The organism is Arcicella sp. GW458-12-2-14-TSB2, assembly GCF_059423785.1.
The window spans coordinates 1-12,406 of sequence record NZ_JBWKYN010000177.1; the positions used below are offsets into that span (position 1 = coordinate 1).

7 protein-coding genes are annotated in these 12,406 nt (G+C 34.8%); 4 read left to right on the top strand and 3 right to left on the bottom strand.

What is annotated here, in order from left to right:
* The first annotated feature begins 79 nt into the window (after nucleotides 1-79).
* Together AC07XN_RS19940 and AC07XN_RS19945 are read left to right on the top strand one after the other, a co-directional pair.
* Nucleotides 80-775, top strand: a complete 696-nt coding sequence (locus tag AC07XN_RS19940) for an XRE family transcriptional regulator (RefSeq protein ID WP_309912446.1) — start codon at nucleotides 80-82, stop codon at nucleotides 773-775.
* A gap of 150 nt (nucleotides 776-925) precedes the next feature.
* The gene (locus AC07XN_RS19945) at nucleotides 926-1,555 is read left to right on the top strand and encodes a nitroreductase family protein (protein WP_494744308.1); all 630 of its coding nucleotides are present in this window, start codon (nucleotides 926-928) and stop codon (nucleotides 1,553-1,555) included.
* Nucleotides 1,556-1,806: 251 nt separating this feature from the next.
* On the opposite strand, the gene AC07XN_RS19950 is transcribed toward AC07XN_RS19945, so the two are convergent.
* Nucleotides 1,807-2,199: a hypothetical protein gene (locus AC07XN_RS19950; RefSeq protein ID WP_494744309.1), complete on the bottom strand. Its 393-nt coding sequence runs from the start codon at nucleotides 2,197-2,199 to the stop codon at nucleotides 1,807-1,809.
* Between the two features lie 7 nt (nucleotides 2,200-2,206).
* On the bottom strand, nucleotides 2,207-4,627 hold the full coding sequence (locus AC07XN_RS19955) for an alpha-L-rhamnosidase-related protein (protein WP_494744310.1): 2,421 nt from the start codon (nucleotides 4,625-4,627) through the stop codon (nucleotides 2,207-2,209).
* Between the two features lie 419 nt (nucleotides 4,628-5,046).
* Between AC07XN_RS19955 and AC07XN_RS19960 the strand changes: the two genes are divergently transcribed.
* On the top strand, nucleotides 5,047-6,936 hold the full coding sequence (locus AC07XN_RS19960; RefSeq protein WP_494744311.1) for a beta-N-acetylhexosaminidase: 1,890 nt from the start codon (nucleotides 5,047-5,049) through the stop codon (nucleotides 6,934-6,936).
* A 402-nt stretch (nucleotides 6,937-7,338) separates the two neighbouring features.
* Entirely contained in the window at nucleotides 7,339-11,463 is a 4,125-nt protein-coding gene (locus AC07XN_RS19965) for a hybrid sensor histidine kinase/response regulator (RefSeq protein ID WP_494744312.1), read from the top strand.
* Between the two features lie 49 nt (nucleotides 11,464-11,512).
* Here the strand turns inward: AC07XN_RS19965 and AC07XN_RS19970 are convergent, their stop codons facing one another.
* Complete coding sequence (locus AC07XN_RS19970; protein WP_494744313.1) at nucleotides 11,513-12,346, bottom strand: universal stress protein; 834 nt, start codon at nucleotides 12,344-12,346, stop codon at nucleotides 11,513-11,515.
* Nucleotides 12,347-12,406 lie beyond the last annotated feature (60 nt).

A 12,406-nucleotide genomic window follows, 5' to 3' on the forward strand; every position in this document is an offset into this window, starting at 1 on the left:
GTTTTTGTATATTTACAAAATACATCTGCGTTAATTCAGTGAATAAATTTACTCAAAATAAAAATTAAAAACCAAATTTATGGATACTTTTTTTAGTCAAAATCTACAATTTTTACGCAAAAGCCTAGAAGGTAAGGTTTCTCAGGAGAAAATGGCTGATGAATTAATGATAAAGAAGTCAACTTTGGGTTCTTACGAGAGCGGTAGAGCAGAACCGCGTTACACAGATTTGGTTAAACTTGCGGAATATTTCAATGTGAATATAGATGAGTTATTGAAAGAAGACCTTTCTGTAAAGTCGCCTAGTCCTAAACAAGAAGAACGATTACGAATTTTAACTACTACTGTAAATTTAGATAATGAAGAAAATATTGAATATGTGCCCATCAAGGCAGTAGCGGGATATGTAAACGGCTATGGAGATTTAGAGTATATTAGTAACCTACCTGTATTCAATGTGCCTTTTTTGGCAAAAGACAAAAAATATAGGGTGTTCCCAATTCAGGGCGATTCGATGTTACCCCTCCGAGAAGGCTCTTTGGTCTTTGCTGAATATGTAGAAAATTGGAAGACTGTCAAAGATGGAACAGTTTGCATCGTTGTAACCAGGAGTGAAGGCATAGTACTTAAAAAAGTTTTTAATTATTTAGCCGAAATGAATGTGCTTGTTTTGAAATCAACCAATGAACACTATGCTCCCTATCCAGTTTTGGGGGATGATATACAGGAATTATGGAAGTTTGTAGGCTATTATTCTTCTAAATATCCATTATAAATAGTATAGATGACCAGCAATTATAGTCAAATAGGTTTTATTAGGCATGCTTTTTTTTAAATTAATATTTAGTTTTGAACTAAATATTAATTTAAAATGTAATAACATTAAATGTATATACATTTATTTGTCAATTAAATAAAAAATATCATGAACCTAATAGAGACTTTAAATTGGCGATATGCCACCAAAAGAATGACTGGGGAAGTAGTTCCTCAGGAAAAAGTTGATAACATCCTAGAAGCCATTCGTTTATCAGCTTCTTCTATGGGCTTGCAACCATTTAATGTTATAGTAATTGATAATCCAGCATTGAAAAGTAAAATTCAACCAGTGGCTAATAATCAGCCACAAATAGTTGAATCTTCACACTTATTGATATTTGCGGCTTGGGCAAATATCACACAAGAGAAAATCGATGCTTACTTAGATTTGATTGCATCTGAGAGGGGTGTTGCTCCAGAATCATTAGCAGGTTTCAGAAAGAGCCTCGAAGGTTTTTTAAAACGTACCAAAGAAGAAAACTATCATTGGGCTGCGCGTCAGGCTTATATTGCTTTAGGGACTGGACTCGTCGCTGCAGCGAACGAACAAGTAGATGCTACACCTATGGAAGGCTTTAAACCTGAAGGAGTAGACGAGCTATTAGGCTTGGAAGAAAAAGGGCTAAGAAGTGTTGCTTTTATGACACTTGGCTATCGTGATACTGGTAAAGACCCTTTGGCATTTGCTAAGAAAGTAAGAAGAAGCACAGAAAATTTCTTTATAAGATTTCAATAAAATATTGAGTTACCCAATTTTAAAATCAAAAAAGCGGTCAAAAAACTAATTTTTGACCGCTTTTTATGATTGATGGGCAGTGAATTCCTACTGTTTGAGCGGAGCGAGTCGGTTCGCCGATGCGATTAGGAATTCTTGATTTTTTTGTTACTTTTTGCATCAAGGCAAAAAGTAAGGACGAGTATAAATCTTAAATTTTCTAAAACTTGCTATTTTACAAGAAAATTCGAGATGACTCATGTTTATATTTACTAACATCCACAAAAACCTTTGTATTGATAAAAGTAGTTTTTACCTCGATAAATTACCTTAATCTTAAAACGATAATACTCTAAACAGCTATCAGGCACTTTCTTGATAAAAGTTTGATGAATCAATATTTTGTATCTTTCATTGGCAAAAGCTTCGGAATAATACTTTGTGCCTTTTATGGCTTTAAAAGCTTCATCTTTTCCCGTCAGATTAAACAACGCTATATTGTCGACCTCATCAGATTCTGACAAATTAGCAATTGTTGCATCGTTTCCTTTTGTAATATAACAACCAGCATGGTGTTTAGGGTCTTTTAAAGCATGGAATACTGGCTTTTGTGCTAATGTCTGCCATGTAATCAAATGCATCCAAAGCGTCATTACAATTTTCATATGAATATTAATTTAGGACTAAACTTATCTTCTTTTCTGAACTTTCAATGATATCCGATTTACCCTTGTTAATAGGTACTACAACCTTCCCATTCAACACAAAGTGATGATATTTTCCCGTCGGAAAAGTAAGGACAAGTTTCCAATCTGATTGTGATTGTTCAATTTTCAAGGTTAAGTTATTACTATTATTGTCATAATGAATACCTATTTCATTGTCACCCACTTTTACATTTTCCAGACTCGCTTTATTCCAAGTACTTGGCATTTGCGGTTGAATTACAATTGTTTTCTCTGAAGCCTTTGGTTGTATCCCGAAAAATTGTTGGACAATAGGAACACCATAACTATATAAATTCCAAGCCTGTGCTATCATTCCATAGTCGGGCGAGACTTCATAAATAGAACCGGGTAAGGCAAAACTAAAGGATTTGGTCATTGCATTCAAATAATGTAATGCCTTATCTGGGCGACCGTAATTATTTTCGGCAATGGCTAATACGCCCGTTGGTAAGGTCATTACGGCTCCAGTATAAGTAAATATCTTTCGATTCAACGAGGTGGGCATTTCGTCTTTCCCTGCTGTTTCGTCTCGGTCGATACCTGTTACAAACACACCAAATGGACTGACAAATTTGCTGGCCGTGTTCAATGCTATAATGGCTTTATCAGCATCAGCAATGCCCATTTCCATAGGAGTATTTACTACCCAATTATGATGAAGTACAAAACCTTGCGAAATATTAGCAGGTAATACTGATATTTTATTTTTAGTAATGTTGAGTTCTTCTACTGCCCACGGTTTTTTAAGGGTGTCGGCTCTGACGATGGCATCATCAATTAAATGTAAGGCTTGTTCTTTAGTACCAATAAAATCAGCAAAGGAATTGGCATCAGCCACCCAAAAATCTTTATTGATTTTCTGACGGATTAATTGAGCTTTGGCTGAATACATTGTTGCTAAGGCATTATCATCCATTGCTTTCGCCATTTCAGCAGCATCAGCAAAGGCTTTTTGGGTATAAACCGCTACGTCAATCATTTCTGAGTTCATCCCATGAATTTCCATCATGCCAAAACCATCTGGAAACAAATTACCATTTGCATCATTCTTAGTCATTAGCCAGTCTAACCCTTTTTTAATAGTTGGAAAATATTTTGCTAAAAACACTTTATCGCCCGTCCATTGATATACTTTATAAATGAGTGAAGCAAATTGTGGTGTTTCATTGATATTGCCATCGTTAAAAACGGCTCCATTTGTAGAAACTTCATGGAGTATTTTGCCATTCTCACTGGTTTTCTTTGAAATTTTATGAATCAAATCAATTGCATTATAAACCACATCTTTTCTGCCTGTGGCAATTAAGCCTTGCAAGGCGTACTCGCCATCTACCCCAAACCACCAAGGATAGTCGGGCAAGCCAGCAGATAAGCCACGACCAATTTCTGGCACATCGCGAATCAGCCAATCAGTATCATATTTAACCCAACGAAAGGCCTGTTCTAATTTTTTATCAGGAATTGTCAAACGTGTTTGATGATCAATACCTTCATAGCGTAATCGTTTTTCAGCCAATAATTTTGAAGCATTCGTTTGAACAAACTGATAGGTATCTTTCATCTGCTGTGAAGATTGATACGACCCTGCTATGGTGATAGGAATAGTTTTAGCGCTATTCGCAGGAACAGTGAGGGTAAAACTTAAAGCTGCCCTACAGCCTTTTCCTTGAGGTTGATAATTGCAAACAGGAGTAGCATTTGCCTTTTCAGCATTCAGCCCACCAAACATGACGAACCAAGGATTTAAGGCATCTTTAGCTATCCAAGTATTGGTGGCTTCATCCCATGTTGCTTCATCATTGCCATCTATCATTCCTGTTCTTTCACCTAGCCAAACAGGGCGTAAATCAGTATAAGTATCAAATAGGAAGGTAAACGTTTTGTCAGTAGCTTCTGTATTGTTAAACGTATATTCTACAACTACGGCTTCTTGCCCGTCAGGTACAAACTGAAATCGTTCGATAGATAAGCCTTTTACGGCTGATTGATAAGCGTGTTTATTGGCAAAGGGATAATTGACAAATTCATCAGCATGGGACAAGCAGGTAGATTGCCCATTTATCACAATTGTTACTGTAAAGCCATCTATTAATTTGATGGGATGGTCCCAAATGCCCCCCATTTCGCCTGCTACGTGCCAACCCAAATCAGGAAACTGACCGTTCTGATGACCTATCATATACAACCTATCGCCCGCAGTGACATAAGGAGAATTGAGGTATTCGGTTCTTCCTTTAATACTTTCTACATTGGATAATGATTTTTCTAAGTTTAGATTTGATGAAATTTTTTGAGTACAGTTGGTCACCAAGAGGCTTATCCAAACAAGACCAAGTACACTAAATCGCTTTTTAAGGGTATTCATAGATTGTTTATTTATAAAAATGGAGTTGATAATCAATTAACCTGTAGTGTAATTTTTTATTTTTCTACAGGTAATTCAGGGTATTTTCTTGTATAAATATCAGAAAATTTGTGAACAAAATAAGGGAAAATTTCTAAGGAAAATACCATCACTTATGATGAATCATTATTTAAAATAGTATTATTGCAGTCAAGTAATGATTAGTAAATAGTGATTGGTGATTAGTTGTGCTTTGTGCTTGCCTAGAATAGGTTGACATAAATTTCAACATATTTATGAGTAAATCGAAATTAGATTCTAAAAAAAGTATATGTATTTCAAGTTGCTAGTTATTAATTGTTTACGATAAATGGAAACGTTGCTATAATTTTATTGATTACTTAACAAAAACTTTGTCCAATTAAAAATTTAAAAACCAAATGAAAAAAACACTGTTTATTGTATTGCTCTTGGCAAGCTTTTCAGGCAAATCCCAAAAAAGTAGTTTAAATATTATTCCTCAGCCAGTTGAAATTGAACAAACTGCTGGTTTATTCACCCTTACTAAATCAACCATTGTCAGCTATAATAATGCTTCGGCACGTTCGGTGGCTGATATGCTAGTACAGAAACTAAATACACCAACAGGGTTTTTGTTGAAAACACAAGAAGGCAAAGGTGGTGCGATACAGTTGATTCTTAATGAAACCAACAATGATAACATAGGTAAGGAAGGTTATACTCTGGTATCAACCACTAAAGCAGTTATTGTTAGTGCTAATACTACGGCTGGTTTATTTTATGGTATTCAAACACTTGTTCAATTATTACCAAAAGAAATAGAAGCCAAAGCTGTTACAAAATCTTCATGGACGATTCCTGCGGTAAAAATTACAGATTATCCAAGATTTGCATGGAGAGGAATAATGTTTGATGTGAGTCGTAATTTCTTTTCAAAAGAAGACGTGAAAAAATACATCGACCAATTGGCTAGAATGAAATATAATACCTTCCATTGGCACTTAACAGATGACGAAGGATGGAGAATAGAGATAAAATCATTACCAAAACTTACACAGGTAGGGGCTTTCAGAGTACCTCGTTCAGGACACTTTGGTGACCGTGCTATTCCTAAAGACGGTGAAGCCGCTACGGTAGGAGGTTTCTATACACAAGACGATATCAGAGAGGTAGTTGCCTATGCGCAAGACAGAAATGTTACGATTGTGCCAGAAATTGATGTGCCCGGTCACAGTATGGCAGCAATTGCGGCATATCCAGAATTAAGCTGTAACAAGAATCCAAAAACTTTTGTAAACCCTGGGGCTGCGATGGCCGATTGGTACGGAAACGGTACATTTAAAATGTTGTACGAAAATACGCTGAACCCTTCGGATGAAAAAGTGTATGAGTTTTTAGATAAAGTATTTACAGAAGTAGCTGCGCTTTTCCCGAATAAATACATCCATGTAGGTGGTGATGAATGTTACAAAGGTTTTTGGGCTGCAGACGAAGGTTGCCAAGCATTGATGAAGCAACTCAACATTCGCCATGTGGAAGATTTACAGGGATATTTTATGAATCGCCTAGAAAAAATCTTGAAAGCAAAAGGCAAAAAACTACTAGGTTGGGATGAAATTTTAGAAGGAGGTATTTCGCCAGAAGCTACCGTAATGAGTTGGAGAGGAATTAAAGGAGGTATTGAAGCAGCAAAAATGGGACATGACGTAGTGATGACACCTACAACTTTTGCTTATTTAGATTATAACCAAGGAGAAGCTACTGTAGACCCACCAATTTATGCAGGTTTGCGTGTCAGTAAAAGTTATAGCTTTGAACCTGTACCTGATGGTGTAGATGCTAAATATATTTTAGGTGGACAAGGAAATATGTGGACAGAGCAAATCCCATCATTGAGATATGCTGAATATATGTCGTATCCAAGAGTGTGGGCGTTGGCAGACGTGTATTGGTCACCGAAAGCATCCAAAAATTGGGATAATTTTGCAAAGCGCATGGAAGCACATTTTGAAAGAGCGGATTTAGCACAAGTGAATTATTCTCGTGCGGTATATGATGCCATCGTAAAAACGACGTTAAAAGATAATAAACTTAGTTTGGAACTAGGAACAGAGTTGGCAGATTTGGATATTTATTATACCATTGATGACACCATGCCTGACAGTTTTTCACCTAAATATAGTTCTATCGTTGACTTGCCAGAAGGTCCTATCACTTTAAGAGTAATTACGTATCGTAGTGGAAAACCAATTGGACATTTGATTACGCTAAAAAGAGCAGATTTAGAAAAGAGAGCTTCAAAGAAGTAATTTTATATTTTTTAAAAGAATAGTATAAAAAATAATGTTTCATTATTCAAGTGTCTTTATTTTCTCAGGAAAAAGGATTAACTTGAATAGTGGAACATTATTTTTTTATAGGATAATTGTTTTTGATTTGTTTGAACAAATACTACTTTATTGCCTTTAGTTGTGTTACGGGTATTGGTTAGAAGGGTAGAAGAATTTACTTTATCTATAAAAAAAAGAAAAAATAATATTTTTTAACGTTTTTAGCATACTTTAGCCCGATTATTGTTTAAGAAAATACAAGACAGTCTTTTCCTTATTTATGTATGTTTTGATAACCTACAAGAGAGGAAAATATGATTCAGATAACCACACACACTTTATAAAATTATGAAATTGTCTAGCTTTAATATAACAACCCTTTTGATAATTACTTTTTGGATACCCATATTTGGACAAGTACAAAAACCTCATTTCAAAAGATTTTCAAATACAGAAGGACTTTCACAGAGCCACGTAAGAGCTATACTAAAGGATAGCAAGGGCTTTATGTGGTTTGCCACGGGCGAAGGGCTCAATAAATTCGATGCTTATAATTTTACTGTATACAAACATTCAGTAGATAACCCCAACACCATCAGTGATAATTTAGTATTTGATATATTAGAAGATGACGAAAACAATATTTGGGTAGCTACGGGAATCGGATTGGATAAGTTCGACCGTAAGAAAGAAGTCTTTACACACTGTATTAAAATAGATAAAAGATTAATCGTCAGAGACATTTTTCAGGATAGTAAAAAACGAATTTGGTTAGGTACCAATTTCGGTCTTGTGCTATATAACCCAACAACGGGGAAATATATTTCTTATAAACACGAAGAAAATAATAAGAATAGTTTAAGTAATGATTTTATTTTCAAAATCTGTGAAGATAAAAATCATGAAATATGGATTGCTACGCAAGATGGGCTAAATAGGTTTAATCCAGAAACAAAGCAATTTGTAAAGTATTTTCATGACCCTAAAAATCCTACTAGTATTTCTTCAAGTTTTATCAAAACAGTGTACCTAGACTCTGAAAAGACTATTTGGATTGGTACGCTAGGAGGAGGTATCGCCAAGTTTAATGATAAAACCGATAACTTTACGATTTTTAGACATAATCCAAAGAACCGTAATAGCTTAGCCCTTGATGATATTTTATCTTTTAATGAAGATGAAGAGCATAATCTGTGGATAGGTACGGAAAATGGAGGAATCAGTGTTTTCAATAGAAAAACAAATGGCTTTACAACCATTGAAAATGACCCTAATGATGATTCTAGTTTGAGTAGCAACTCTGTTTATAGCATATACCTTGATAATATCGGAAATATGTGGATAGGGACTTATTCAGGAGGGGTATGTTATTTACCAAAATCAGGGAGTAAATTCCCTCTGTTCCAGCACCAAATAGGTGAAAATAGTCTAAATAATAATATTGTACTGGCCATTGAAGATGATTATAAAGGGAATGTCTGGATTGGTACTGATGGAGGTGGGCTAAATAAATTTAATCCAATTACGAATCAATTTTCGTATTTAAAACATGACCCCAAAAATATTAATAGTCCGAGTACTGATTACATCATTTCTGTGTTAGAAGTGGAGAAAGATATATTGGCTTTGGGATATCACAGAGGCGGTTTTGATTTATTTAATACTAAAACAGGAGTATTTACGCATCATCTTCCAGAGGAAAATAACCCTATTTCTATCTCATCTAAAAGTGTAAATATTATCATCAAAGATAAACAAGCAAACCTGTGGCTTGGAACTTGGCGAGGAGGGCTAAATTTCTATGATAGAAAAAAACATACTTTTACCCGCTACATCAATAATCCGAAGGATAACACAACGCTTTGTGATAATGTTGTAACGAACCTGTGCGAAGACAAAAAAGGAAATATTTGGATTGGGACAGAAAATGGACTTGATAAATTTGATATTCGTACCAAACAATTTGTTCATTACAAGCACGACCCTTCAAATCCTAATAGCTTGAGCAATAACCTGATTTATGTTATTATAGAAAATGAACAAGGGGAAATTTGGATTGGGACTGGAAGTGGATTAAATATTTTTAATCCTAAAACCAATGTTTTTACCAAATTGAAAGAGAAGGATGGCCTACCGAATGAAGCAATCAATGCCATTGTAAAAGACAATGATGGGTTCTATTGGATAAGTACGAATAAAGGAGTGTCAAGGTATGACCGTAAGAATAAGGTATTTAAAAACTATGATATTTCTGATGGTTTGCAAGGCAATGAATTTAAAGTACACTCTTCTTTAAAAACACCAGATGGAAAAATATACTTTGGAGGCTCTAACGGATTTAATGCTTTCTATCCTCAGAAAGTAATAGATAATGCATTTGTTCCGCCGATTTATATTACTAATTTTTTCATTTTTAATAAGGCTGTTGAGATTGGTAATAACTCGCCACTTACAAGCCACATTAATGAGACGAAGAAAATAGAACTTGATATGAAACAATCAGTGTTTTCATTTGAATTCGCTGCATTGAATTATACTTTGGTAGAAAAAAACCAATACGCATATAAATTAGACGGTTTTGACAAAGATTGGAATTATATAGGCAATAAACGAGGGGCAACATACACTAATTTAGACCCTGGGCATTATATATTTAGGGTAAAAGCATCTAATAATGATGGCTTGTGGAATAATGAAGGAATAGCGATTGATTTGATTATTACGCCACCCTTTTGGATGACGCTTTGGTTTAGAGTATTGATGGGTTTTGCCATAATAAGTGGTGCTTTTGCATTTTATCGTTATAGGATAGGGCTGGTAAATGTAAAAAAAGCATTGCTAGAAAAGGAGGTAAAACTCAGAACAGCCCAATTAATGCAATCGACGATTGAGGAAAGAAAAGCTAGAAAAGAGGCTGAACAGGCAAACCGCGCCAAAAGTATTTTCTTGGCTACAATGAGCCACGAAATCCGTACGCCATTGAATGGTATTATTGGTGTGGCATCTTTGTTAGAAGAAACACAGCTAGATGAAGAACAGCGCAATTATTCTAAAACGATTCATGCTTGTGGAGATGATTTGTTAACGGTAATTAATGACATCCTTGATTTTTCTAAGATTGAATCTGGAAAAATGGAGCTTGAAAAGAAAGACTTTAATATACGTGTTTGTACTGAAGAGGTTCTTGATGTTTTTGCCGTAAAAGCGGCTTCATTGAAATTAGATTTACTTTGCCAAATAGAAGCAGATGTGCCTAATCAAGTAGTGGGAGATAGCCTCAGATTAAGACAAGTATTGTTGAACTTGATAGGAAATGCTATTAAATTTACAGAACAAGGAGAAATTTTTGTGAGGGTATTTATGATTAAAAATGAAAAAGATGCTCCTTTAGAAATAGGTTTTCAGGTAATAGATACAGGGATAGGTATTCCCGCAGATAAAATAGACAGGTTGTTTAAAGCATTTTCTCAAGTAGATTCTTCAACAACCCGTAGATATGGCGGAACTGGATTAGGATTGGTAATTAGTGAAAAATTAGTGTCTTTGATGGGAGGAACGCTTGGTGTTGAAAGCGAGTTTGGGAAAGGAACTACTTTTACGTTTTCAATACAGGTAGCTGAAAGTACATCACCTGAAATTGTAAGTACTATTCTGCCTAAAGCTGAATTTTTAGAACATAAAAAAATACTGGTAGTTGATGATAATTCAACGAATAGAAGTATTTTGAGGGCGCAGTTGGAGCAATGGAAAATGATGCCATTGGTAGCCTCTTCAGGGACAGAAGCATTAAATTTTATTGAGAATGAACAGGAAATATGCATGGTGATTACAGATATGCAAATGCCTGAAATGGATGGAATACAGTTATCGTTAAAAATTAAGTCCATTAAACCAAAACTACCCATTATGTTGCTTAGTTCAATTGCTGATGATCAACATAAGGCTTACCCTGATTTATTCTGTTCGATACTTACAAAACCTGTAAAACAGCATACATTATATAAGAATATACTGACAAATTTAACAATAAAAGAAAATAGAACTTTGACAGATAAAACATTGACTCAACCCGTCGTTCAAAAATTAGCAAATGATTTTGCCGAACGATTCCCCGTATCAATATTGGTTGCCGAGGATAATCCGATGAACCAAAAATTTACCCTTAAAGTATTAAGTAAATTGGGATACGAAGCCGATTTGGCTGAAAATGGGCTATTAGTACTAGAAGCATTTGATAAAAAAGAATATGATATCGTTTTGATGGATTTACAGATGCCCGAAATGGATGGTTTGGAAGCATCAATGAAAATCAGACAAAATACGGCTATCAAACAACCTGTCATTGTTGCGATGACTGCTAACATGATGAACGATTGTCAGGCTGATTGTGATGCAGCAGGTATGGATGATTACATCGGTAAACCGTTTCAGTTAGAGGCTTTTGTGAAGCTATTAGAAAAATGGGCTGGACGAATCAAGGAGAATAGAACGCAGGTAGCTAACTAGGCGAGATTAAAATATTGAGGGTTATTTATCTGACAATAACCCTCGTTTACTATTTCTTGAAAAATAAAAGGGGCAAATTACCTTCTTGTATAAAATGTTTTGTTACACTTTCATTGAAAAATCTATCTAATAAAGATTTTTCATGAATAGCTAATACGATAACATCTGGTTTATGATTCTTGATGTAAGTTTCTAGCCCTTCAATAATTTCAGCACGATTGATGCACTTCACTTCTAAGTTATTACCTTGAAACTTATCTTCTAAAAAGCCCTTCATTTCTTGAATGGCATATCCTCCATTAGGCTCAAAATAATCATGAATATGAACAACCTTACATTTTGAGCCTAATGGCTGAGCAGTTGTCAATATTTTTTGAATAGCAGCTACTTCATCGCCTTGAAAATCTGCTGCATACAATAAATGCTGAGGATAGTTGATTGGAGCATTTGCTGGTATAACCCAAACAGGGCAACTAGCAGTTTTCATTACTTCCTGAGAATGAGTGCCTAGCCAACGTTCAAAAATATTGCTAGCACCTTTAGTCCCCATCACAATTAAGTCTGCATGAATCTGCTTAGCTATACTTACAATTTTATCCGTCGCTAAGCCATATTCTACTTTTTGAGTTATCCTTTCAGGAACTAACCCTGATTTTTTAATAAAATCTACTGTAAATTTTTCAAGGTTTTGTTCTGCTTCTTTTCTATTTCTATTGATGAAATTCTCAATATCAGAAGGCAATTGGTATTCAGAAATAATAGGAATACTATATATGTTCAGTAAAACTACTCTTGCATTAAATAACCTTGCTAGCATACCTGCATATTGTGCTGCATGTTTGGCATTATCACTAAAATCAGTAGGGAAAAGGATCGTTTTCATAAAATTGAAATTTAATTTATGTTTTAAAGTTCCTTTATTAATGAATAGAAAATTATGACT